This window comes from Isoptericola luteus (genome assembly GCF_020297055.1).
Lineage (GTDB): Bacteria > Actinomycetota > Actinomycetes > Actinomycetales > Cellulomonadaceae > Isoptericola > Isoptericola luteus.
On sequence record NZ_JAIXCQ010000002.1, the window covers coordinates 331,912 to 354,056 of the forward strand.

At 74.8% G+C, this 22,145-nt stretch carries 22 protein-coding genes and 1 pseudogene; 7 read left to right on the forward strand and 16 right to left on the reverse strand.

Annotated elements, in window-relative coordinates; translation table 11 throughout:
• Positions 1–28 precede the first annotated feature (28 nt).
• Both LEP48_RS04490 and LEP48_RS04495 read left to right on the forward strand, forming a co-directional pair.
• Entirely contained in the window at positions 29–1,252 is a 1,224-nt protein-coding gene (locus LEP48_RS04490) for a class I SAM-dependent methyltransferase (protein ID WP_225564383.1), read from the forward strand.
• A 50-nt stretch (positions 1,253–1,302) separates the two neighbouring features.
• Positions 1,303–2,457 carry a glutamate--cysteine ligase gene (locus LEP48_RS04495; protein ID WP_225564384.1) on the forward strand — a complete coding sequence of 385 codons (1,155 nt, stop codon included), beginning with the start codon at positions 1,303–1,305 and terminating at the stop codon, positions 2,455–2,457.
• Here the strand turns inward: LEP48_RS04495 and LEP48_RS04500 are convergent, their stop codons facing one another.
• On the reverse strand, positions 2,458–3,414 hold the full coding sequence (locus LEP48_RS04500) for a class I SAM-dependent methyltransferase (RefSeq protein ID WP_225564385.1): 957 nt from the start codon (positions 3,412–3,414) through the stop codon (positions 2,458–2,460).
• Positions 3,415–3,499: 85 nt separating this feature from the next.
• On the reverse strand, positions 3,500–4,552 hold the full coding sequence (gene tsaD / locus LEP48_RS04505; protein ID WP_225564386.1) for a tRNA (adenosine(37)-N6)-threonylcarbamoyltransferase complex transferase subunit TsaD: 1,053 nt from the start codon (positions 4,550–4,552) through the stop codon (positions 3,500–3,502).
• 114 nt (positions 4,553–4,666) lie between these two features.
• On the opposite strand from tsaD, the gene LEP48_RS04510 reads away from it, so the two are divergent.
• Positions 4,667–5,275, forward strand: a complete 609-nt coding sequence (locus tag LEP48_RS04510) for a malonic semialdehyde reductase (protein WP_308009975.1) — start codon at positions 4,667–4,669, stop codon at positions 5,273–5,275.
• 27 nt (positions 5,276–5,302) lie between these two features.
• Here LEP48_RS04510 and LEP48_RS04515 read toward each other — a convergent pair.
• From LEP48_RS04515 to LEP48_RS04540, 6 genes and pseudogenes are all read right to left on the reverse strand, one after another.
• A pseudogene (locus LEP48_RS04515) lies at positions 5,303–6,154 on the reverse strand (sulfurtransferase); the annotation flags it as partial.
• Complete coding sequence (gene rimI / locus LEP48_RS04520; RefSeq protein WP_308009964.1) at positions 6,151–6,840, reverse strand: ribosomal protein S18-alanine N-acetyltransferase; 690 nt, start codon at positions 6,838–6,840, stop codon at positions 6,151–6,153. The gene rimI and the pseudogene LEP48_RS04515, both read right to left, overlap by 4 nt.
• The gene (gene tsaB, locus LEP48_RS04525; RefSeq protein WP_225564388.1) at positions 6,837–7,568 is read right to left on the reverse strand and encodes a tRNA (adenosine(37)-N6)-threonylcarbamoyltransferase complex dimerization subunit type 1 TsaB; all 732 of its coding nucleotides are present in this window, start codon (positions 7,566–7,568) and stop codon (positions 6,837–6,839) included. Before tsaB ends, rimI begins: the two co-directional genes overlap by 4 nt.
• Before the next feature lie 49 nt (positions 7,569–7,617).
• The gene (gene tsaE, locus LEP48_RS04530; RefSeq protein ID WP_225564389.1) at positions 7,618–8,169 is read right to left on the reverse strand and encodes a tRNA (adenosine(37)-N6)-threonylcarbamoyltransferase complex ATPase subunit type 1 TsaE; all 552 of its coding nucleotides are present in this window, start codon (positions 8,167–8,169) and stop codon (positions 7,618–7,620) included.
• Positions 8,166–9,443 carry an alanine racemase gene (gene alr, locus LEP48_RS04535; RefSeq protein WP_225564390.1) on the reverse strand — a complete coding sequence of 426 codons (1,278 nt, stop codon included), beginning with the start codon at positions 9,441–9,443 and terminating at the stop codon, positions 8,166–8,168. Before alr ends, tsaE begins: the two co-directional genes overlap by 4 nt.
• An 8-nt stretch (positions 9,444–9,451) precedes the next feature.
• Positions 9,452–10,462, reverse strand: a complete 1,011-nt coding sequence (locus LEP48_RS04540) for a pseudouridine synthase (RefSeq protein ID WP_225564391.1) — start codon at positions 10,460–10,462, stop codon at positions 9,452–9,454.
• 45 nt (positions 10,463–10,507) lie between these two features.
• Here LEP48_RS04540 and LEP48_RS04545 point away from each other — a divergent pair, with 45 nt between their 5' ends.
• Positions 10,508–10,990, forward strand: coding sequence for a glutathione peroxidase (locus LEP48_RS04545; RefSeq protein ID WP_225564392.1), 483 nt, complete (start codon positions 10,508–10,510; stop codon positions 10,988–10,990).
• Between the two features lie 21 nt (positions 10,991–11,011).
• Here the strand turns inward: LEP48_RS04545 and LEP48_RS04550 are convergent, their stop codons facing one another.
• Together LEP48_RS04550 and LEP48_RS04555 are read right to left on the reverse strand one after the other, a co-directional pair.
• On the reverse strand, positions 11,012–11,635 hold the full coding sequence (locus LEP48_RS04550) for an acetyltransferase (RefSeq protein WP_225564393.1): 624 nt from the start codon (positions 11,633–11,635) through the stop codon (positions 11,012–11,014).
• Between the two features lie 32 nt (positions 11,636–11,667).
• On the reverse strand, positions 11,668–13,272 hold the full coding sequence (locus tag LEP48_RS04555; RefSeq protein ID WP_225564394.1) for a bifunctional ADP-dependent NAD(P)H-hydrate dehydratase/NAD(P)H-hydrate epimerase: 1,605 nt from the start codon (positions 13,270–13,272) through the stop codon (positions 11,668–11,670).
• 67 nt (positions 13,273–13,339) lie between these two features.
• Between LEP48_RS04555 and LEP48_RS04560 the strand changes: the two genes are divergently transcribed.
• On the forward strand, positions 13,340–14,389 hold the full coding sequence (locus LEP48_RS04560) for an LLM class F420-dependent oxidoreductase (RefSeq protein WP_225564395.1): 1,050 nt from the start codon (positions 13,340–13,342) through the stop codon (positions 14,387–14,389).
• Between the two features lie 49 nt (positions 14,390–14,438).
• On the opposite strand, the gene LEP48_RS04565 is transcribed toward LEP48_RS04560, so the two are convergent.
• Positions 14,439–14,789, reverse strand: a complete 351-nt coding sequence (locus tag LEP48_RS04565; RefSeq protein ID WP_225564396.1) for a holo-ACP synthase — start codon at positions 14,787–14,789, stop codon at positions 14,439–14,441.
• Positions 14,790–14,850: 61 nt separating this feature from the next.
• Between LEP48_RS04565 and LEP48_RS04570 the strand changes: the two genes are divergently transcribed.
• Positions 14,851–15,675 (forward strand): alpha/beta fold hydrolase, encoded by an 825-nt coding sequence (locus tag LEP48_RS04570; RefSeq protein ID WP_225564397.1) that lies wholly within the window; start codon positions 14,851–14,853, stop codon positions 15,673–15,675.
• 4 nt (positions 15,676–15,679) lie between these two features.
• On the opposite strand, the gene LEP48_RS04575 is transcribed toward LEP48_RS04570, so the two are convergent.
• Positions 15,680–16,033, reverse strand: coding sequence for a nucleoside triphosphate pyrophosphohydrolase family protein (locus LEP48_RS04575; RefSeq protein ID WP_225564398.1), 354 nt, complete (start codon positions 16,031–16,033; stop codon positions 15,680–15,682).
• Positions 16,034–16,085: 52 nt separating this feature from the next.
• Positions 16,086–17,951 (reverse strand): glutamine--fructose-6-phosphate transaminase (isomerizing), encoded by a 1,866-nt coding sequence (gene glmS / locus LEP48_RS04580; RefSeq protein WP_225564399.1) that lies wholly within the window; start codon positions 17,949–17,951, stop codon positions 16,086–16,088.
• A gap of 102 nt (positions 17,952–18,053) precedes the next feature.
• Here glmS and coaA point away from each other — a divergent pair, with 102 nt between their 5' ends.
• Positions 18,054–19,127: a type I pantothenate kinase gene (gene coaA, locus LEP48_RS04585; protein ID WP_422723795.1), complete on the forward strand. Its 1,074-nt coding sequence runs from the start codon at positions 18,054–18,056 to the stop codon at positions 19,125–19,127.
• Between the two features lie 8 nt (positions 19,128–19,135).
• Here coaA and LEP48_RS04590 read toward each other — a convergent pair whose 3' ends face one another.
• The 3 genes from LEP48_RS04590 to glmM all read right to left on the reverse strand — a co-directional run bounded on the left by LEP48_RS04590 (position 19,136) and on the right by glmM (position 22,091).
• A complete protein-coding gene (locus tag LEP48_RS04590) occupies positions 19,136–19,855 on the reverse strand; it encodes a DedA family protein (RefSeq protein WP_225564400.1) in 720 nt (239 codons plus the stop codon).
• A 158-nt stretch (positions 19,856–20,013) separates the two neighbouring features.
• Complete coding sequence (locus LEP48_RS04595) at positions 20,014–20,730, reverse strand: peptide deformylase (RefSeq protein WP_308009965.1); 717 nt, start codon at positions 20,728–20,730, stop codon at positions 20,014–20,016.
• A complete protein-coding gene (glmM, locus tag LEP48_RS04600) occupies positions 20,727–22,091 on the reverse strand; it encodes a phosphoglucosamine mutase (protein ID WP_225564497.1) in 1,365 nt (454 codons plus the stop codon). Before glmM ends, LEP48_RS04595 begins: the two co-directional genes overlap by 4 nt.
• Positions 22,092–22,145 lie beyond the last annotated feature (54 nt).

Genomic DNA, 22,145 nt, shown 5'->3' on the forward strand with positions numbered 1-22,145 from the left:
TCACGTCCGGGTCTGACACGATGGCCCGATGGACGCCCCCTCGCTCACCAAGCTGCTCAGTCCGCAGGGGTGGGCCCTGGTCAACTCGCTGCCGCCGTACGACGAGAAGCAGGCGATGGCGCTGGCGATGCGGCTGCGCGCCGAGGGCGTCGACCCGGACCTCGCGGCGGCGGCCCTCACCCAGTCCAGGCTGCGGGCGAAGGCACGCGCCAAGCTCGGGGACTTCGCCGACGGCATGCTGTTCACCGCCGACGGCGTCGAGCAGGCGACGCGGCTCGTCGTCGCCGCCCTGCACGCCCGGCGCTATCTCGCAGCGGGCGTCACCAAGGTCGCCGACCTCACCACCGGCGTCGGTGCCGACGCGCTCGCGTTCGCCGGCACGGGGCTCCGCGTGCTCGCCACCGACGTCGACGAGGTCACCGCCGCCGTCGCCACCGTCAACCTGCGGCACTTCCCCGAGGCCGAGGTGCGGCACGCCGACGGCCTGTCCCTCGACCTCGTGGCCGAGGGGGTGGACGGCGTGTACGCCGACCCCGCCCGGCGCACCCGCGGGGGCAGGCGGGTGTTCGACCCCGCCGCCTACGCTCCCCCGCTCGACGCCGTGTGGGCGCTGCGCGACCAGGTCCCAGCGCTCGGCATCAAGGTCGGCCCCGGCATCCCGCACCCGGGGCTGCCCGCCGACGCCGAGACGCAGTGGGTCTCCGTCGACGGGGACGTCGTGGAGGCGGGCCTGTGGTTCGGTCCCCTCGCCCCCGACGGCCCCGGGCGGTCCGCGCTCGTCCTCGCCACCGCCGGCGGCACCACCACCTCCCGGCTGCTGCGGTCGGGCGGCGACGACGACCTCGCGCCCGACGTGGGCGCCGTCGGCGCGTACCTCTACGAGCCCGACGGCGCCGTCATCCGCGCCGGCCTGGTCGCGCACGCAACCGCCGAGCTCGGCGGGCGGCTGCTCGACCGGACCATCGCGTACGTCACGACGGACGCCCCGGCCCCCGCGCCCGACGACGCCACCGCACCGCTCGCCACCGGCTACCGGGTGCTCGACGTCATGGGCTTCAGCCTCAAGCGGCTCAAGGCCTATCTGCGCGAGCGCGGCGTCGGGCGGCTCACCGTCAAGAAGCGCGGCACCGCCGTCACCCCGGAGCAGCTCCGGTCCCAGCTCGCGCTCAAGGGGGACGCGGAGGCGACGCTCGTGCTCACGCGGATCGCGGGCGCGCAGCACGTGCTCGTCGTCGAGCCCCTCGCCGGCTGAGCCCACGTTCGACAGGCTCCGGGGCGGGTGCTCGTGGAAGCATTGCCCGCATGGTGCTGGAATACGCCCGCTCGGCCCGGTCGAGCGTCGGGCTGGAGTGGGAGCTCGCCCTGGTCGACGCCGACTCCGGCACCCTGCGACAGGTCGGCCCGGCGGTGATCGAGTCCGTCGCGGACGACGTGCGGCACCGCTTCGTCAAGCCGGAGTTCCTGCGCAACACCGTGGAGGTGATCAGCGACGTGCGGCGCACCGTGGGCGAGGCGATCACGGACCTCGAGCGCGGGATCGCCGCCGTCCACGACGCGACCGGCCCGATGCGGGTGGACCTCATGGGGGCGGGCACCCACCCGTTCGCGCACTGGTCCCAGCAGAAGGTCACCGACAAGCAGCGGTACGCCACCGTGGTCGACCGCGCCCAGGTGTGGGGGCGCCAGCAGATCGTCTACGGCGTGCACGCGCACGTGGGGATCGAGGACCGGGCCAAGGTGCTGCCGATCGTCAGCTCGCTGCTCGTGTACCTGCCCTACCTCCAGGCGCTGTCGGCGTCCTCGCCGTACTTCGGCGGCGACGACACGGGCTACGCGTCGATGCGGGCCATGATCTTCCAGCAGCTGCCCACGGCCGGGCTGCCCTACCAGTTCACGGACTGGTCCCAGCTCGAGCGGTACACCGACGACCTGCTCCGCACGGGCGTCATCGACGACTTCACGGAGGTGCGCTGGGACGTGCGGCCGGCGCCGCACTTCGGGACGATCGAGGTGCGGGTCTGCGACGGCACGTCGAACACCCTGGAGCTCGCCGCGCTCGGGGCGCTCGTGCACTGCCTCGTGGAGCACCTGTCGACGCTGCTCGACGACGGGAGCCCGCTGCCGACCATGCCGCCCTGGTTCGTGCACGAGAACAAGTGGCGGGCCGCCCGCTACGGCACCGACGCCATCATCATCCTCGACGACGCCGGGAACGAGGAGCTGATCACCGACGCGCTCCCCCGCCTGCTCACGACGCTCGAGCCCGTCGCGGACCGGCTGGGCTGCGCCGCCGAGCTCGACGGCGTGCGCGAGATCACGCGGTGCGGCGCGTCCTACCAGCGCCAGCGGGCCGTCGCGGCCGCGCACGGCGGCGCCGGCCCCGAGGCGCTGGAGGCAGTGGTCGCGTCGCTCGTCGCCGAGCTGCACGCCGGTCGCCCGCTCCGGGCGGCCGGGTAGCTACACCCGCTCGAAGTCCCACACGATCAGGACCGGGCTCTCGGCGTAGGCCGCACCGGCCGCCGCCTCGACCCAGGTCATCATCTCCCACACGTCCGGCGGCCTGGTCCGGTCCGCGACCTCGGTCGGCGCGTCGGGGTCGAAACCACCGGCCCCGCCGTCCGCCCGCGCGGTGAACTCGCGGCCCTCGTCGACGTCGTCGGCCCCGCCCCCGGCGTACTCGCGGCAGAACCGCGGCGCCAGACCGACCGGCAGGGCCGCCTGGAGGTACTCGCTCGTGGCGTGGTACCAGTTCGGGATGTACCCGAACGTGCCGTCCGCCCCTTCCACGAGCGGGTAGAGCGGCGAGCCGACGTAGAACCCGCGCGTGTCGGAGACGACGAGGTGGCCGCCCGGGCGCAGCACCCGTGCCAGCTCCGCGAACACCGGCCCGAGGTCCCGCACGTGGGAGAGGGCGAGCGTGACGAGGACCAGGTCGGCGGAGGCGTCGGCCAGCGGCAGGTCACGCAGGTCCGCCTCGGCGAAGTGCGCTCCCGGCACCTTGGCCCGGGCGATCTCGAGCATGTCCGGCGAGGTGTCGAACGCGAGCACCTCGTGTCCCTGCCCCACGAGCCAGGCCGTGTGGCGGCCCGTGCCGCACGCCGCGTCGACCGCGACGCCGCGGGGCAGGCCCTCCATCAGCGGTCGGACGAGCGGCTCCTCCGTCCCCCAGAACCCGTTCGGGCCGTCGTACCTCGGCGCCCAGTGCCGGTAGCCGACCCGGGTGTCGATCGGCGGGACGTCGCGGCCGGGGCCGAAGCGGTCGGCGGCGTCGAGCAGCGCCCGGACGTCGGCCAGCCGCGCCTCGACGAACGCGCGGTCGTGCTCGCCGGCGAAGGCGCGCATAAGCGCCACGCCCTGGAGCCCGACGAGATAGGCGAGCGGGTGCTGGTAGATGCTGGGCCGCGTGTCCGTCACGCCGGCCACGCTAGCGACGGCCGCGCCGGTCTCCCAGGGCTTTCCCGGGGGCGCGCGGCCGACCCTCGGACGGGCCGGGCCCGCGTCAGACGGTGATCGTGGACATCGGCATCGAGGAGTCGACGCCGATGTCCAGGTCCGAGGGCGCCACCCCCGCACGCACGACGGCGGACCCGAGCGCGGCGATCATCGCCCCGTTGTCCGTGCAGTAGCGGATCGGCGGGATGCGCAGGTCGATCCCGGCCTCGGCGCACCGCTGCGCCGCGAGCTCCCGGAGCTGGCTGTTCGCGGAGAACCCGCCGCCGATGACGAGCGTGTCGACCTCGTGCGCACGGCACGCGGCGATCGTCTTCGCCGTGAGCACGTCGGCCACGGCCACCGCGAACGACGCCGCGACGTCGGCGGTCGGGATCTCCCGGCCGGAGTCGACGCACGCCTCGATCCAGCGCGCGACGGCCGTCTTGAGCCCGGAGAACGAGAAGTCGTAGGCGTGCTTCGCCTGGTCCTTGGCAGCGGTGAGGCCGCGCGGGAAGCGGATCGCCTCGGGGTCGCCGGCGCGGGCGAGACGGTCCACGTGCGGCCCGCCCGGATAGGGCAGGCCGAGCAGCCGGCCGACCTTGTCGAACGCCTCGCCGGCCGCGTCGTCGAGCGTGGACCCCAGCTCCGTCACGGACATCGCGACGTCGTCCACCAGCATGAGCGTGCTGTGCCCGCCCGAGACGACGAGCGCCATGGTGCGACCCGGGAACGGGCCGTCGACGAGCTGGTTCACGGCAGCGTGGCCGATGACGTGATTGACCCCGTACAGGGGCCGGTTCAGCCCGATCGCCAGCGCCTTCGCGGCCGAGGCGCCGATCGTCAGGGGCCCCACGAGCCCCGGACCGGCGGTGACGGCGATCGCGTCCACCTGCGACAGGTCGACGTCCGCCTCGGACATCGCCCGGCGGATGGTGGGGACCATCGCCTCGAGGTGGGCGCGGCTGGCCACCTCCGGGATGATGCCGCCGTAGCGGGCGTGCTCGTCCATCGAGCTCGCCACCGCGTCGAAGAGCAGCTCGTCCCCACGGACGAGCGCGACGCCCGTCTCGTCGCAGGACGTCTCGATGCCGAGGACGAGGGGGTCACCACCGGATGCCATGGCCCCATGATCGCATCGCGTCGGACGCGGCCCGGCACCGGTGTGCGGTACGTCACGCGGGATCGAGGAATCATGCGAATGCATCGACATGTTCAGCCAGGCATGACCGAGACCATGATCCACCCGGGCCCTCTCGCCGTCGGCGACGACGTGGCGGACCGCCTCTTCCGCACCGCCCGCACCACCTCGCAGTTCACCGACGAGCCGGTGACCGACGAGCAGCTCGAGGCGGCGTGGGGCCTGGCCAAGTTCGGCCCCACCGCCATGAACACGCTGCCGCTACGCGTCCTCGTGGTGCGGTCCGCCGAGGCCTGCGAGCGCCTCGCCGCCCACATGAACGACGGCAACAAGGACCGCGTCCTGGGCGCCCCCGTCTCCCTCGTGCTCGCCGCCGACCCGGCGTTCCACGAGCACCTCGACTACCTCTTCCCCGCTGTCTCCGGCGTCAAGGAGCAGCTCGCCCCCGCCGTCGAGGCGCGTGAGGCCATGGCCCGCAAGAGCGCCCTGATCCAGGCCGGCTACCTCATCGTCGGCCTGCGCGCCGCGGGCCTGGCCGCCGGGCCGATGGACGGCATGGACTTCGACGGTGCCGACGCCGAGTTCTTCGGCGAGACCGGCTGGAAGTCGCTCCTGGTCGTCAACGTCGGTCACGCCGAGGGTGAGGGCACCTCGTACCCGCGCGGCCCGCGGCTGAGCTTCGAGCAGGTCACCGAGGTCCTCTGACGCCGAGGCAGAGCTTCCTCGCTGTGAGCGGGCGGGGTCGTGGGACCACTGCGACCACGACCCGGCGTAGAGCGCGGCGGGCAGGCCCACGCACGCCAGCGCCGCGACCTGGTGCGCCGCCGTCACACCGGAGCCGCAGTACACACCGACGGGCACACCCTCCTGGGCACCCAGGTCCGCGAACCGCTCGCGCAGCACCGCGTCGTCGAGGAACTCCCCGTCGGCGGCGAGGTTCTGTGCCGTCGGCGCGGACACCGCGCCGGGCACGTGGCCCGCCCGCGGGTCGACCGGCTCCACCTCGCCCCGGTACCGCTCGGCGGCTCGGGCGTCGAGCAGCAGGCCGTCCTCGGCGACGTCGGCCGCCTCGTCGGCGTCGAGCACCCGCAGGTGCCCCGGGCGCACCACGAGGTCGCCCGGCGCGTGCGTCACGTCACCCACCTCGAGGGCCAGCCCGGCGCGCTCCCAGGCCTGCAGCCCGCCGTCGAGGATCCGCACGTCGGCGACGCCGAAGTAGTGCAGCAGCCACCAGGCACGCGCGGCCGACGTCCCGCCCACGGCGTCATAGACGACCACGCGCGACCCGGCGCGCACGCCCCAGCGCCGGGCGGCCGCCTGGAACGACGACGCCGAGGGCAGCGGGTGGCGGCCCTGCTCCGGCGAGGGTGCCGCCGCGAGCTCCGTCTCCAGGTCCACGTACACGGCGCCGGGCAGGTGGCCGGCCAGGTAGCGCTCGCGCCCGTCCGCGACCCCGAGGGCCCACCGCACGTCGAGCAGCACCGGGACGCCGGCGGTCGGGTCCACGTCGCCACCGACCTGCAGGTCGGCAGCCAGCTCCCGCGCGCGGACGAGCACCCGCTCGCGCGGGGTCGGCGCGCTCATGCCGCGTCCCCCACGGGCCGGTCCGGGTCGCCGCCGCTCGGGCCGCCGCCGCTCGGGTCGTCACCGCTCGGACCTTCGTCGCCCGGGCCGCCGTCGCCCGCCGGGCCCTCGGTCGCGCCGTCGGCGCCGGGCCGCGCGGCCGCGAGGTCGAGGCGCATCGTGAAGGCGTCCACGTCCTCGGGCTGGTAGTAGCGCCTGCGCAGCCCGATCCGTTCGAACCCGGCCTTCTCGTACAGGGCCAGCGCCGCGTCGTTGTCCACCCGCACCTCGAGCAGGACGGCGCTGGCGCGCAGCGTGCGGGAACGCTCCAGGAGCGCGTGCAGCAGCTCCCGGCCGACCCCGTGCCGCTGGTAGTGGGGGTCCACGCCGATCGTCATGATCTGTGCGACGTCGCCGTCGAACCAGAGGCCCGCGTACCCGACCACGGGCTTGGGCCCGGGGCCGTAGATCGCGACCGCGTCGGGGCCCGCGGGCTCCGCCACGACGTACCAGCGACCGAGCGCCGCCAGCTCGTCGGCCAGCATCCCGTAGGTCCACGCGCCGGCGCCGAAGAGGACGCGCTCGAGCTCGAGGATCCGGTCGAAGTCGGCGCTGCCGAGCGGCCTCAGCCGGCACGCGGGCGCGTACACGTGCTGCACGGTGCGGGGCAGGCTCTCCCCGGACGACGTGCGCTCCCCGGCGGTCATGCCGGGCTCCCGGTCGCGGGCACGAGGCGCGCGGGCGCCGGCTCCTGCACGTCGGGACGACGCAGGTAGAGCGGCTCGGTGGGCAGGTCCGCGCCGGCGGCCCGGCGGGCGAGCGCCAGCCGGCCCAGCACGGCCGCGTCCGGGGAGAGCGGGGCGTCCTCGTCGGCCGGCAGGTGCTCCGGATACAGCGCGGCGCCCTCGCCCACGACGACCAGCCGTCCGTCACCGGGGGCGTCCGCGAGCCGGGCGGCCACCTCCGCGGGGCGGTCCACGCCGGGACCGGCCAGCGTCTCGACGACGGGCACGCCGTGCGGCCCCTCGTGCGCGACCACCCGGTAGTGCGCCCAGTAGACCTCCCTGCGGCGTGCGTCGGTCGCGACGAGCACCTCGTCGCCCGGCGTCAGGCCCAGGTCGGCGACGGCCTGCACCGCGATCGCGTCGACGCTCGGCACCCCGAGCACGTCGATGCCGAGGCTCAGGGCGAGGGTGCGCGCGGTGACCAGACCGACGCGCAGCCCGGTGAACGGGGCCGGCCCGGTACCGACGGCGACGGCCGACAGCGCCGTGCGGTCGAGGCCGGCGTCGTCGAGCACCTGCGCGACGAGGGGCGCGAGCGACTCGGCGTGCCGGCGACGTTCGTCGGCCGTCCGCGAGGCCAGGCGGGAGCCGTCGTCGTCGACGAGCGCGACGGCGACGGCTGCGGAGGTGTCGAGAGCGAGGACTGCCACGCCCCCAGCCTACGTTTCCCGCCGCTCGACGAGGCAACGTGCGAAAGCTCTAGCTCGGCACGAGGGCGGCCAGGTCCACGCCCGCCCAGCGCGGCCCGACGCCGCGCAGCGTGGCGCGCCGGGTCCCGGCACCCGGGTCGTCCTCGTCGACGACGCCGCCGCGCGGCCGCTCGAGGTCGATCTCCAGCCGGTCGTCGGTGAGCGCCTCGGCCAGGCCGCGACCCCACTCGACGACGGTGACGGTGTCGTCCAGCGACGCGTCGAGGTCGAGGGCGTCGAGCTCGTCCAGCCCGCCGAGCCGGTAGGCGTCCACGTGCACCAGGCCCGGGCCTTCGGACCCGTCGGGGCGCGGCACCGGCGGGTGCTCGCGCGCCACGATGAACGTCGGTGACGCCACCTGGCCCCGCACCCCGAGCGCGGCGCCGAGGCCCTGGGTGAGGGTGGTCTTGCCGGCGCCGAGGTCCCCGGTGAGGATCACGAGGTCCCCGGCCCGCAGCACGCCGACCAGCGCGGCGCCGAGCGCCCGCGCGGCGTCGGCGTCGGGCAGGTCCACCCGCACGGGGCCCTGGTCGGTCCCGGTGGCGTCGGTCTCGGCGGTCACAGCGCTGCCTCCGTGGTCGGGCGGGGGGCGGTGTCGAGCGCGGTCGCGCCCACGTGCACGCGCGGCACCCGCCCGCCGATCCCGGTGACGATCTCATAGCTGATGGTGCCCGCGGCGTCCGCCCAGTCCTGGGCGTTCGGGCGGAGCGCGCCCCGCGCGACGCCGTCGGACGCCCCGAAGAGCGTGACGACGTCGCCCGCCCGCTCGGTCGCGCCCGGGCCGAGGTCGAGGACCACCTGGTCCATGCACACCCGGCCGGCGACGCGCAGCACGCGGGCTGTGCCCCGGGAGCCGACGCCGACCGGGCCGCCGACGCCCACGGCGCCGCCCGACGCGTGCCGCGGGATGCCGTCGGCGTACCCCAGCGGGACGACGCCGAGCCGGGTGTCCTGCGTCGTCGTGTAGTGGTGCCCGTAGGAGACCCCGTGGCCCGCGGGGACGTCCTTGACGGTCACGAGGCGGGCCTGGAGCGTCATCGCGCCCCGCAGCCCGAAGTCTCCGGGGGCGCCCAGCGCCGGCGCCGGGCTGTGCCCGTAGACGGAGATGCCGGGCCGCACCAGGTCGTAGTGCAGGCGGGGATCGGTGAGCACGCCGGCGGAGTTCGCCAGGTGCCGCACCTCGGGCCGCAGCCCGGCGGCCTCGACCGTCGCCGCCGCCTCGTCGAACGCCCGTGCCTGGAGCATGATCGACGGGTGCCCCGGCTCGTCCGCGCACGCGAGGTGCGACATCACGCCGACGACGCGCAGCACGCCGTCCGCCTCGTACGCGGCGGCACGGCGCACGACGTCGGGCAGGTCGGCGGGCATGATCCCGCTGCGTCCCAGCCCGGTGTCCACCTTGAGGTGCACGCGCGCCGGCTCGCCCGCGGCCCGCGCCCCGGCGGCGACCTCGTCCAGGGCCCAGGGCGCCGCGACGGCGACGTCGACCTGCGCCGACACCAGGCGCTCGAACGGGGCGCCGGGCGTGCACAACCACGTCAGGACCCGGGCGTCCGCGGGCGTGACACCCCCCGCGCGCAGCGCGAACGCCTCCGCGGGGACGGCGGTGCCGAGCCAGGTGGCACCGCCCGCGAGCGCCGCACGGGCCACGGGCAGCATGCCGTGCCCGTACCCGTCGGCCTTGACCACCGCCATGACGGCGGCGCCCGCGGCGCGCTCCCCCAGCGCACGGACGTTGTCACGCACGGCCGTGAGGTCGACGACGGCGCGCGCGGCGGTCCCGGCCTCGAACGGGAGGTCGGCAGGGTGCGGCAGGGCGGGTGCGCTCACGGTCATGGATTCTCTCACCGGCCCGGGGCCGGGGCGCCGGCGGGCCACTCGGCGAGCGTGCGGCGCGAGACGAAGCGGCGGCGCTCGCCCGTGAACGGGTCGTCGAGCTCGAGGCTCCGGGAGAGCAGCTGCAGCGGACGTGCCGGGTCGTCGGGAGCGTCGTCGCGAAGCTCCGGCCAGAACGGGTCGTGCAGGATCGGCAGCCCGAGCGACGCCAGGTGCAGGCGCAGCTGGTGCGTCTTGCCGGTGTGCGGCTCGAGCCGGTACAGACCCAGGCCGCGGGCCTCGTCGCGCGCGACGAGCGCGACCCGCGACTCGGCGTTCGGCTCCCCCGGCTCCTCGACGGCGCGCACGACGCCGCGGTGCTTGACGATGCGCGAGCGCACCGTCGTCGTGCCGTCGGCACCGAGCAGCCCGGCGGCCCGGGAGCCCGGCAGCGGCAACGGCGCGACGGCCTCGTAGACCTTGCGCACCGTGCGGTCCTGGAACGTCGTCTGGTAGGGCCCGCGGGCCTGCGGGCGCACCGTGAACACGAGCACGCCCGCCGTCGGGCGGTCCAGCCGGTGCGCGGGCACGAGGTCGGGCAGGTCGAGCGTCGCACGCAGGTGCACCAGCGCCGTCTGCGTGACCCAGCGCCCGCGCGGCATGGTGGCGACATGGTGCGGCTTGTCGACGACCAGCAGGTCGTCGTCGCGGTGCAGCACCTCGAGCTCGGCCAGGGCGGGCGCCGCGGGCTCGTCGGCGGGCGGGTCCCGGTACAGGTAGAGGAAGCCGCGGGGCTCGTACGGCGTGAGTCCGTCGACGACGGCGCCCGCACCGGTGACGATCTCGCCCGCGGCGAGCTTGGCGCGCAGCGGCTCCGCCTCGTGGGCGAACCGGTGCAGCAGGTAGGCGGCGGCGGTGGGGTACCGGGCGACGCTCGCCGCGTCGTGCGGCAGCACGAGGCGCGTGGGGTTGAGGCCGTCACGCACCGGGAGCGGCGGGCGGTGCGGTGCCGGGCCGCGGCGGACGGGGTGGGCGGGCATGCCCCCATTGTCCCGCGGTGCCCGGGCGCGCGGCATGATGGGCGCATGAGCCTCTACGACATCCCCTTCGCGCGCATGGACGGCACCACCACGTCGCTGGCCGAGCATCGCGACGACGTCGTGCTGGTGGTGAACGTCGCCTCGCGCTGCGGGCTGGCCCCGCAGTACGAGACGCTCGAGCGGATGCAGAAGTCGTACGCCGACCGGGGGTTCACCGTGCTCGGCTTCCCGAGCAACCAGTTCCTGCAGGAGCTGTCCACGGACGAGAAGGTCGCCGAGTTCTGCTCCATGACCTACGGCGTGACGTTCCCCGTGCTCGCCCGGGTCCGGGTCAACGGCCGGCACACCCACCCGCTGTACGCCGAGCTGAAGAAGTCCGCCGACGACTCCGGCCACTCCGGCCGCGTCCGCTGGAACTTCGAGAAGTTCCTCGTGCTGCCGGGCGGCGACGTGCACCGCTTCTCCCCGCAGACGCTGCCGGACGACCCCGCCGTCGTCGCGCTGGTCGAGAAGGGCCTTCCCCGCTGATCGTGACCGGGTCGACGGCCCTCAGCCGGCCGGCACCTCCAGGTGCAGCCAGCGCTCGGTGACCTCGTAGCCCAACGCCTCGTTGGCCCGTCGCGACGCCGCGTTGGCGCCCGCCCCGCCGGTGCCGAACCAGGCGTGCCCCTGACCTGCGAGGGCGAGGACGGCGGCCGCCTTGACGGCGGTCGCGAGCCCCCGGCGCCGTGACGCCGCCCGGGTCACGGTGAGATCGGTGTCGACCCGGTCGGTCAGGCGGGTCAGGACGGTCACGGCGTCCAGCCGGCCGCCCGGAGTCAGCGCACCGAACGCCCACGTCCCGCCGCGCCCCAGGGCCGCCGCCAGTGCCGCGGCGTCCGGCACGTCGTGGGCCGTCGCCACGGTGTGCGGGTAGTCCGCGGCCGAGACGGTGTCGAGGTCGACGACGGCCTCCGCCTCGGTCGCCGCGAGCGCACGGACGGTCCAGCCCGCCCCGGTCGCGCCGTCGACGGCCGCGCGGCACGAGGCGAGCACGGCGGGCGTGACCCGCAGGCGGGCTCCCCACGACTCAGACCGCAGGCTCGCCCCGGCGTCCAGCAGGCGGAGCGCCTCCGGGTCGTCGGAGCGCAGGATCTGCACCGCGGGCACGGTCGGGGCGGGGGTGGTCGACACGGGCGTCACCGTAGCGACGCCGCGGCGGCCAGTCACGCCGAATTCACGAGTGCCGCGACCTCTGCGGGCACGGCGTGCGCGACGTCCAGCGCGGCGACCGGCCCGCCCGGGTTCGCCCGGTGGGCGGCGCGCCCGTGCACGAGCACCGCGGCGGCGGCCACCTCGGCCGCGAGCGCCGGGGACGCCACGACGTCGTCGGACCGGGCGGCGAGCATCGCCCCGAGCACGCCCGCCAGGACGTCGCCGGCCCCGGCGGTGGCGAGCCAGCCCGGGCCGTCGGCCTGGGCGTACGCGACCCCGGGCCCGACGACGACGGTCACGCCGCCCTTGAGCAGCACCGTCGCGCCGGTGAGCTCGTGCGCCCGGCGGGCCCAGCGCAGCGGTTCGGCCTCGACGTCGGCGCGGCGCACGTCGACGCCCCGGGAGCGCAGGAGCGTCGTGAGCTCGCCCGCGTGCGGCGTGAGCACGAACCAGGGCGGGCTGGTCTCCTCGAGCAGGTCGAGCCCGCCGGCGTCGACGACGGCGGGGACCGGTCCGCCGGCCAGCCCCCCGAGCCGGCCCGCCGCGGCCGCGAGCCCGCCCCGGCCGCGCTCGCGCTGACCGTCGTCGTTCCCGTTCTCGTCGACGTCCGGGCCCCCGGGCACGCCCGGCCCGACGACCCAGGACTGCACCCGCCCCGGCGCGGTGACGACCTCGGGGCGCGCACCCACCACGGCGCGCCCCACGTCGTCGGACCCGCGGTAGCGCACCATCCCGGCTCCCGCGCGCACCGCGGCGGTCGTGGTGAGCAGCGCGGCGCCCGGGTACGTCGTCGTGCCGGCCACCACGCCCACGACGCCACGCGTGTACTTGTGGTCCGCGCCGCCGGGCACCGGCCACGCCCGGGCCACGTCCGCGGCCTCCAGACGACGCACGGCGGGCTCGACGTCGAGGCGCAGACCGATGTCCACGACGGTCAGCTCTCCCACCAGGCCCGCGGCGGGCGGCAGCAGCAGGCCCGGCTTGGCCGCCCCGAAGGTCACCGTCCGGTCGGCGGGGAGCACCGGGCCGCCCACGAAGCCGTCGTCCACGCCGGTCCCGGACGGGATGTCGACCGCCACCACCCACGCCCCTTGCGCCCTGAGCGGGCGATCGTCCCCCTCGGGGGTCCCTGACAGGGCCGAGAGCCCGCTCACGACGTCGGCGGGGAGGTCGCGGAGGGGGCCGCGGGCGCCGATGCCCACCAGGCCGTCGAGCACCACGTCGGACGCCGCGACGTCCTGCACCACGGCCTGCACCACGGCCTGCACCACGGACGCCGGCTGCTGGGGCGAGGCGCACAGGTCGACGACGCGGCCGCCGGCCCGGACCAGCGCCGCCAGGCCACCGGCGTGGCTCCGCCCCGACGTGAGCACCGCCGTCACTGCCGCCCCTCGGCGGGCGAGGACCGCGCCGGCGTGCAGCGCGTCGCCGCCGTTGTTCCCCGCGCCCACGAGCAGTGCGACTCGCGCGCCGCGGACAGAGGTCCTTCGCGCACGCAGGTCGCGCACCACCTGCGTGGCGAGCGTGAACGACGCCCGCTCCATGAGCGGCACGCGGGCGGCGAGCAGCGGCTCCTCGGCGGCGCGGACGTCGGCGGCGGACCAGGCACGGATCATGGGGGCATCCTGCCGTGCGCCGTCGAGCCCCGCAGCGTCGCCGCAGGTCGGGGAATAGGCTCGGACCATGCGATTCGGACTCTTCATCCCTCAGGGCTGGCGCCACGACCTCACCGACGTCCCGCCCGAGAAGCAGTGGGAGACGATGCTGTCCCTGCTGCACTACGCCGACAACGCCGCCGCCGGCGAGCCGGTCCCGGGCGGCCCGTGGGCCTGGGACAGCGCCTGGGTCTTCGACCACTTCCACACCGTCCCCGTGCCGAGCACGCAGGCCACGCACGAGGCCTGGTCGCTCATGGCCGCGTTCGCCGCCAGCTCGCAGCGCGTGAAGCTCGGCCAGATGTGCACGTGCATGTCGTACCGGAACCCGGCCTACCTCGCGAAGGTCGCCTCGACGGTCGACGCGATCTCGGGCGGGCGCGTGCAGATGGGCATCGGCGCCGGCTGGTACGAGCACGAGTGGCGCGCGTACGGCTACGGCTTCCCGCGCGCCGGGGAGCGCCTCCGGGCCCTCGACGAGGGCGTGCAGATCATGACCCGGATGTGGCGCACGGGGTCGTCCGGAAGGTTCGACGGCGAGACCTACCAGGTCGACGGCGCCCTGTGCTACCCGCAGCCGCTGCAGACGCTGCCCGTGGGCGACGGCGGCGCCGAGGTCCCGAGCATCCCGCTGTGGATCGCCGGCGGCGGGGAGAAGAAGACCCTGCGGATCGCGGCGCGGTTCGCGCAGCACACGAACTTCGACGGTTCCCCCGAGGGCTTCAGCCACAAGTCGTCCGTGCTGGAGCAGCACTGCCGCGACGTCGGCCGCGACTTCGGCGAGATCACCCGCTCGGCCGACTACAACGTCGTCATCGGCGAGAACCAGGCGGAGGTGGACGACAAGCTGGCGTGGATCTCCTCGCACTACCGCAGGTACGCGGGCGAGCGCGGCGAGGACACGATCAACACCTGGCGGACGGGGCCGCTCGTCGGCACCACGGAGCAGGTCGTCGAGGCGCTCACCGACCTCAAGGCCCGCGGCATGACGTACGCCATTGTGAACTTCGCGAACGCCGTCGGTGACCGGGACCAGATCGAGCTCTTCCAGCGTCAGGTCGTCCCGGCGCTCCAGTAGCGTCCCGGCCGGCGGCGACGCCGGCCAGCGACCCGGGCGCCGCCCGGCGTCAGCCCTCCGCCACCACCATGGCCGAGGCGATGCCGGCGTCGTGCGAGATCGACAGGTGCCACGTCCGCACGCCGAGCGCGTCGGCGCGGGCGAGCACGGTGCCGCGCAGCTCGACCTCGGGCGGGCCGCCCACCGTCCGGTGCACGGTCGCGTCGTGCCAGTGCATGTTGCCGGGCGCGCCGAGCGCCTTGGCGATGGCCTCCTTGGCCGCGAACCGTGCGGCCAGGGAGGACGCCGGCAGGTCGCGCTCGACGTCGGTGAACAGCTTCTCCCGCAGCCGGGGCGTGCGCTCGAGGGTCGCCGTGAACCGGTCCACGTCGACGACGTCGATGCCCACCCCGATGATCATGGCCCCCAGCCTAGATCCCGGCCGGGGCGACGTGTCGGTGCCGCCCTCTAGTCTCCCGCGCATGTTCGTCGACGCCGCAGGCTCCCCCGTCCACCACGTCGAGCGGGGTGCTGCGCCCGGTCCCGACGTCCCCACCGTCGTGCTGCTGCACGGATTTCCGGTGGACCACCGGCTGATGCTCACGGCGTTCGAGAACGCCTTCGCGTCGCGGCCGGGGTGGCGGCGCGTCTATCTCGACCTGCCGGGCATGGGCGCGAGCCCTGCCTCCGGGGTGTCGAGCACCGACGACGTGCTCGCGGTCGTGCAGGCCGCCGTCGACGCCCTGGTGCCGGGGCCGTACGTGCTGGTGGGCGAGTCCTTCGGCGGGTACCTCGCCCGCGGCCTGCTGGCCGCCCACCCCGAGCGGGTGCAGGGGCTCGGCCTGCTCTGCCCGATGATCGTGCCCGAGCCGGCGGACCGGGACGTCCCCGCGCACCGGGTGCTGGTCCGCGACGCGGGGCTGCTCCGGGAGGTGGGCGCGGCCGCCCTGGACGCCGACGACGTCGCGGTCGTGCAGACGCCTGCGACGTGGCGCCGTACCGAGGCCGAGGTGGCGCCCGGGCTCGCCGCCGCCGACGTCGATGCCGTGGCCCGCGTCCGGGCCCGCTACGCCGGGACGTTCCCGCTCGAGCCCCGGGCGTTCGAGCGGCCCACGCTCTTCCTGGTCGGCCGGCAGGACTCCTCCACCGGGTACCGCGACGCCTGGCGGCTCCTCGAGGACTATCCCCGCGCCACGTTCGCCGTCCTCGACCGTGCCGGGCACAACCTGCAGATCGAACAGCCCGCGCTGTTCGACGCCCTCGTGGGCGAGTGGCTCGACCGCGTCGAGGAGTCCCTCGCCGGGTAGGCGGTCAGGGGGCGGGACGTGCCCGCACCCCGGCCTCGTCCTGCGGCTCCACCAGGTGGCGCCACCGGAACCACTTGCGCTCGATCTCCGCCTCCAGGTCGACGTCGAAGCGCCGGGCGACCAGCAGCAGCTGGGCGAGCACGTCGGCCAGCTCCGCGCGGAACGCGGCGTCCACCGCCCCCTCGCCCTCGCCGCGGTCCCGCGACCGCCCGGAGCGGGCGAGGTACGCCTGCGTCAGCTCCCCGACCTCCTCGTGCAGCTTGAGCACGAGCCAGTCGTCGGTGCGCTCGACGCCGTAGCGCCGCTCGTAGACCCGGGAGATGACCTCGACCTCGTCCGTCAGTGCCGCCAGCTCCATGGCGGCACCCTACGCGCCGCGACTACTCGACGGTGGACTACTCGACGGTGGACTACTCGACGGTGACCGACTTCGCGAGGTTGCGCGGCTGGTCGACGTCGAGCCCCTTCGCACCGGCGAGCGCCATGGCGAAGATCTGCAGCGGCACGACGGCGAGCAGCGGCTGGAGCAGGCTCGGCGACTGCGGGATCCAGAAGATCTCGTCGGCGTACCTGCGCACCTCGTCGTCGCCGTCCTCCGCGATGACGAGGGTCCGGGCACCGCGCGCCCGGATCTCCTGGATGTTGGACACGATCTTCGAGTGGAGCTGGTCGCGACCGTGCGGCGACGGCACCACGACGAACACCGGCTGCCCGGCGTCGATCAGCGCGATCGGTCCGTGCTTGAGCTCGCCGGCGGCGAAGCCCTCGGCATGGATGTAGGCGAGCTCCTTGAGCTTGAGCGCTCCCTCGAGCGCGACCGGGAAGCCCACGTGGCGGCCGAGGAACAGCACCTTGTCGGCGTCCGCCATCGACCGGGCCGTGGCGCGCACGTACTCGCTGCGCTCGATGACGGTGCGCACCTTGCGGGGCATGTCCCGCAGCTCGTCCAGCAGGGTCGCGATCTCGTCGGGGTACTTGTTGCCCCGCAGCTGCGCCAGGTAGAGGCCCAGCAGGTACGCGGCGGTGATCTGGGACAGGAACGCCTTCGTGGAGGCGACGGCGATCTCCGGCCCTGCGTGCGTGTAGAGGACGGCGTCGGACTCGCGCGGGATGGTCGAGCCGTGGGTGTTGACGATCGACAGCACGGTGGCGCCCTGCTCACGGGCGTGCCGCACCGCCATCAGGGTGTCCATGGTCTCGCCCGACTGCGAGATCGCGACGACGAGGGTCCGCGCGTCGACGATCGGGTCGCGGTAGCGGAACTCGTGCGCGAGCTCCACCTCGACGGGGATGCGGCACCAGTGCTCGATCGCGTACTTGGCCACGTGGCCTGCGTAGGCGGCGGTGCCGCAGGCGATCACGATGATCTTGTCGACGGAGCGCAGCACGGACTCGTCGATGCGCAGGTCGTCCAGCACGAGCCGGCCCTGGGCGTCGGAGCGGCCCAGCAGGGTGTCGGCCACGGCCTGCGGCTGGTCGTGGATCTCCTTGTCCATGAAGGAGTCGAAGCCGCCCTTCTCGGCGGCGGCGGCGTCCCAGTCGACCGTGAACCGCTTGCCCTCGGCGGGAGCGCCGTCGAAGTCGCTCACCTCGACGGACGTGGCGGTGATCGTCACGACCTGGTCCTGCGCGAGCTCGAGCGCCTCGTGGGTGGAGGCGACGAAGGCTGCCACGTCGGAGCCGAGGAAGTTCTCGCCGTCGCCGAGCCCGACCACCAGGGGCGAGTCGTGCCGGGCGCCGACCACGGTGCCGGGCGCGTCCGCGTGGACCGCGAGCAGCGTGAAGGTGCCCTCGAGCTGCCGGGCGGTGGCCGCCATGGCGGAGGTGAGGTCGCCCGTGGCCCGGTACTCGCGCGCCAGCAGGTGCGCGGTGACCTCCGTGTCGGTCTCCGAGAGCAGCACCGCGCCGTCCGCGACGAGGCCCGCCCGCAGCGACGCGAAGTTCTCGACGATCCCGTTGTGGATGACGGCGAGGCGGCCGCCGTCGGCGAGGTGCGGGTGGGCGTTGACGTCGGTGGGCCCGCCGTGGGTGGCCCACCGGGTGTGGCCGATCGACGCGGTGGCACCGGGCAGGGGCCGGGCGTCGAGCTCCTCGACGAGGTTGGCCAGCTTGCCGGACTTCTTCGCCACCGCCACGTCGTCACGGCCCGGCGCGACGAGCGCGACGCCCGCCGAGTCGTAGCCGCGGTACTCCAGCCGGCGAAGGCCGTCGAGCGCGACGTCCAGCGGCCGCGACGATGCCTCGGCCGGGCCTACGTATCCCACGATTCCACACATGGGCACCGAGTGTATCCGCGCGCCGACGGCTCGTGAGCCGCGAGATCTCGCGGTTTTGCGAGCCCTCCTGCCTATTTGTCCCGACGGCGGCAGCGCCTCCCGATGTCGGGCCCCGGTCGGGCATCGGGCAGAATCGGGCCCGTGGTACCCCTGCCCCCCGACCCGGAAGCCGGCCCCCCGACCGGTGCACCGGCACGCACCCACACCCCGCAGTCCCTCGGCGACCACCTCACGCGCCTGGCCCCGGCGTCGCCGTACGTGGACCTGGACCGGGCGGCATGGAGCCGGCTGTCGGCGTCGACACCCCTGCCGCTGACGGACGCCGACGTGGAACGCCTGCGCGGGCTGGGCGACCCCATCGACCTCGCCGAGGTCGACGCCGTGTACCGGCCGCTCTCACGCCTGCTCAACCTCTACGTGTCCGCGACCGCGGGCCTGCACCGTGCGACGTCGACGTTCCTGCACGAGGAGCCCCCGCGCACCCCGTACGTCATCGGCGTCGCAGGTTCCGTCGCCGTCGGCAAGTCGACCACGGCGCGCGTGCTGCGCGAGATGCTGGCGCGCTGGCCGGACACCCCGCGGGTCGAGCTCATCACCACGGACGGCTTCCTCTACCCCAACGCCGAGCTGCAGCGCCGCGGGATGATGGACCGCAAAGGATTCCCCGAGTCCTACGACCGGCGGGCGCTCATCCGGTTCCTCTCCCGGGTCAAGGCGGGTCAGTCGGAGGTCCGCGCGCCCGTCTACTCGCACGTCACCTACGACATCGTGCCGGGCGAGGAGGTCGTGGTCCGCCGTCCCGACGTGCTCATCGTCGAAGGGCTCAACGTGCTGCAGCCCGCCCGACCGTCGTCCGTCGACGAGTCCACGGTCGCCGTCAGCGACTTCTTCGATTTCTCCATCTACGTCGACGCTCGCACGCGCAACGTGCGGCAGTGGTACGTGGAGCGGTTCCTCCAGCTCCGCCGGACGGCGTTCAACAGGCCGGAGTCGTACTTCCGGCGCTACGCCGACCTCTCCGACGCCGAGGCGACGGCACGGGCGCTGTCCATCTGGGAATCCATCAACGCCCCGAACCTCGAGCAGAACGTGCTGCCCACCCGCGGGCGGGCCACCCTCGTGCTGACGAAGGGGTCGGACCACAGCGTCCAGCGCGTGCGCCTGCGCAAGCTCTGACGGCGGCCTCAGGCGGCGCGGTGCACCGAGGCGCTGTCCTCAGGCGCGCCGTCCGGGACGTCCTCGTCGGGAACCGACCCGCCCAGCAGCGCCTGGGCCCGCCCGCCCCGGCCCGTGCGCAGCAGCCGCTGCACGACCTGGTCCACGACCAGGCCCAGCAGCACCCCCGTGACCACGCCGACCGCCATCGCGAGCAGCGGGTTGTGGCCCAGCCACGCCCCCGCCGCGAGCCCGATGAGCATGGAGTAGATCGACCAGGTGACGGCGGCGATCGCCGAGTAGAGCATGAACCGTGCCCGCGGGTATCCCACCGCACCGGCGGTCATGTTCACCGCGACCCGGCCGATCGGGATGTAGCGGGCACCGATGATGAACGACGCACCCCGCCGGGACAGCGCCTGCCGAGCCCACTCCACCGCCTTGCGGCCCCGTCGCGACCGCAGGAACCGCACACGCTCCGTGCCGACCGTGCGCCCGATCTGGTAGGCGATCTGGTCCCCCGTCCAGGCGCCGAGCGCGGCGAGCAGCAGGATGCCGGGCAGCCACGGGTTCCCGCTGGCATGAGCGAGGACGGTGAGCGTGATGATCACGGACTCGCTGGGGATCGGCGGGAAGAACCCGTCGATGGTCGCCGACACGTACATGGCCGGGTAGATCCACGCGGACGCGGCCAGCTCGAGGATCGACTCCTCCACCTGGCTCAGCATCGTCGAGAGTGTCTCGAGCACGGTCCCTCGGTTCGTCGGCCGGGTCGTTCCGGCACTCCGATGCCGCCGGACGACGCCACCGGGAACCAGCCTAGGCAGATGCCTGCCCAGCCGTGCATCGGGAGATCCCCCGGTTCCACCCTGACCCCGGAAGATTCACCCCGGGTTCACGAATCGCGTCAGGCGAGGGGAAAGCGCAGCACGCGGGCGGCGTCGGACGGGTCGGTGCTCGCGGCCCAGTACCGCACGAGGTTCTCGTTCGAGGTCAGCGAGCGCACCTGGGCATGGTCGAGGTAGAGCTCGCCGGCCAGGTGGTCCGTCTCGTGCTGGACGATCCGCGCGGGCCACCCGACCAGGACCTCGTCGACCGCCGCCCCCGAGAGGTCCTCGGCACGCAGCCGGACCCGCCGGTGCCGGGCCACGACCGCCGACCACCCCGACACCGACAGGCAGCCCTCGAAGAACGCGGCCCGCTCGGAGCCGCCACCCGGCTCGTCGAGCGGCTCGTACGAGGGGTTGAGCAGCACGCGGAACGGGAGCGCCGCCCGCTCGCGCGGGTCGTCGTCGGCGGCGGCGCCGGCGTCCTCGACGACGGCGACGGCCAGCCCGATCCCCACCTGCGGCGCGGCGAGCCCCACGCCGGGCGCGGCGTGCATGGTCCGCCGCATGGCGTCGACGAGCCGTGGCAGCAGGTCGCCGAGCTGCCCCACGTAGCGGGCGGCGGGCGTGCGCAGCACCGGCGCACCGGCCTGGACGATCGGCAGCACGCCGTCGTTCGCCGCGTCCGCGCGGTCGAGCAGGTCGGCGACGGCGGCCTGCAGCGCCTCGTCGGCGCCGCCGACCGCGGCGTGAGCGCTGCCGCGGTCCGGTGCGCTCGTCGGGTCCGCCGCGCTCACAGCGACAGTCGGTCGCGCACCACGGCGGCGAGCCGGTCGGCGACGCCGTCCGCCTGCGTCTGGGTGGCCGCCTCGACCATGACCCGGACCAAAGGCTCGGTGCCCGAGGGGCGCAGCAGCACCCGGCCCGTGTCGCCCAGGGTGGCTTCGGCCCGCGAGACCGCCTCGAGGACGCCCTCGTCGTGGCTCGCCCGTGCCTTGTCGACGCCCTTGACGTTGACGAGCGTCTGCGGCAGCCGCGGCACGTCCCCCGCCAGGTCCGCGAGCCGGCGACCGGTGGACTTGATCCGCGCGGCCAGGTGCAGGGCCGTGAGCACGCCGTCACCCGTCGTGGCGTAGTCGGACAGGATGATGTGGCCCGACTGCTCCCCCCCGAGCCCGTAACCGTGGGCGCGCATCTCCTCGAGCACGTAGCGGTCACCCACCCCGGTCTGGACCGTCGAGATGCCCGCCTCGCGCATGGCGAGGATGAGGCCGAGGTTGCTCATCACGGTCACCACGAGCGTGTCGCCCGGCAGGCGTCCCTCGTCCTTGAGGCTGCGCGCGAGGATCCCGAGGATCTGGTCGCCGTCGACGAGCACGCCCCCGTGGTCGACGGCGAGGCAGCGGTCGGCGTCGCCGTCGAACGCCACCCCGAAGTCGGCTTCCGCGGCCACGACCACGGCCTGCAGCTGCTCAGGGTGGGTGGATCCGGCCTTCTCGTTGATGTTGAGCCCGTCGGGGCTGGCGTTGATGACGACGACGTCGGCGCCGGCCCGGCGCAGCGCGTCGGGGCCCACCTGGCTGGCTGCACCGTTGGCGGCGTCGACGGCGATCCGCAGGCCCGACAACGGCCGCACGTCGGCGGTGGTGCCGATGGTCGCCACGAGGTGCTCCACGTACTGCTCGGCGGCGGAACCCACGTCGGAGCGGATCCGGCCGACCCCGGCCCCGGTCGGGCGGTCCCACGTCTCACCGAGACGCTGCTCGATGGCGTCCTCGACCATGTCCGGGAGCTTGTAGCCCCCGCGGGCGAAGAACTTGATCCCGTTGTCCGGCATCGCGTTGTGCGACGCGGAGATCATGACGCCGAGGTCGACGTCCAGGGCACCGACGAGGTGGGCCAGCGCCGGGGTGGGCAGCACCCCGAGGTTGATGACGTCGACCCCCGAGCTCGCGAGCCCGGCGCCGACCGCAGCCTCGAGGAACTCGCCAGAGGCACGCGGGTCCCGGCCGACGACGGCGCGGGGGCGGTGCCCGGTGAACTCCCCGGAAGTGCCGAGCACGTGGGCGGCGGCGCTCCCCAGCCCGAGGGCCAGCTCCACGCTCACGTCCCGGTTGGCGAGCCCACGGACTCCGTCGGTGCCGAACAGTCGCACGATATTTCCTCCTCTGGGCGCGCGGCATCCGTGCCTTCGCGCCACCACGGCCACCCG

What these genes read in the sequence shown, in the direction of transcription:
- LEP48_RS04490 (WP_225564383.1), top strand. Translation starts at nt 29, where the DNA reads ATGGACGCCCCCTCGCTCACCAAGCTGCTCAGTCCGCAGGGGTGGGCC.
- LEP48_RS04495 (WP_225564384.1), top strand. Translation starts at nt 1,303, where the DNA reads ATGGTGCTGGAATACGCCCGCTCGGCCCGGTCGAGCGTCGGGCTGGAG.
- tsaD (WP_225564386.1), bottom strand. Translation starts at nt 4,552, where the DNA reads ATGGCATCCGGTGGTGACCCCCTCGTCCTCGGCATCGAGACGTCCTGC.
- LEP48_RS04510 (WP_308009975.1), top strand. Translation starts at nt 4,667, where the DNA reads ATGATCCACCCGGGCCCTCTCGCCGTCGGCGACGACGTGGCGGACCGC.
- rimI (WP_308009964.1), bottom strand. Translation starts at nt 6,840, where the DNA reads ATGACCGCCGGGGAGCGCACGTCGTCCGGGGAGAGCCTGCCCCGCACC.
- alr (WP_225564390.1), bottom strand. Translation starts at nt 9,443, where the DNA reads ATGACCGTGAGCGCACCCGCCCTGCCGCACCCTGCCGACCTCCCGTTC.
- LEP48_RS04540 (WP_225564391.1), bottom strand. Translation starts at nt 10,462, where the DNA reads ATGCCCGCCCACCCCGTCCGCCGCGGCCCGGCACCGCACCGCCCGCCG.
- LEP48_RS04545 (WP_225564392.1), top strand. Translation starts at nt 10,508, where the DNA reads ATGAGCCTCTACGACATCCCCTTCGCGCGCATGGACGGCACCACCACG.
- LEP48_RS04555 (WP_225564394.1), bottom strand. Translation starts at nt 13,272, where the DNA reads ATGATCCGTGCCTGGTCCGCCGCCGACGTCCGCGCCGCCGAGGAGCCG.
- LEP48_RS04560 (WP_225564395.1), top strand. Translation starts at nt 13,340, where the DNA reads ATGCGATTCGGACTCTTCATCCCTCAGGGCTGGCGCCACGACCTCACC.
- LEP48_RS04565 (WP_225564396.1), bottom strand. Translation starts at nt 14,789, where the DNA reads ATGATCATCGGGGTGGGCATCGACGTCGTCGACGTGGACCGGTTCACG.
- LEP48_RS04570 (WP_225564397.1), top strand. Translation starts at nt 14,851, where the DNA reads ATGTTCGTCGACGCCGCAGGCTCCCCCGTCCACCACGTCGAGCGGGGT.
- LEP48_RS04575 (WP_225564398.1), bottom strand. Translation starts at nt 16,033, where the DNA reads ATGGAGCTGGCGGCACTGACGGACGAGGTCGAGGTCATCTCCCGGGTC.
- glmS (WP_225564399.1), bottom strand. Translation starts at nt 17,951, where the DNA reads ATGTGTGGAATCGTGGGATACGTAGGCCCGGCCGAGGCATCGTCGCGG.
- coaA (WP_422723795.1), top strand. Translation starts at nt 18,054, where the DNA reads ATGTCGGGCCCCGGTCGGGCATCGGGCAGAATCGGGCCCGTGGTACCC.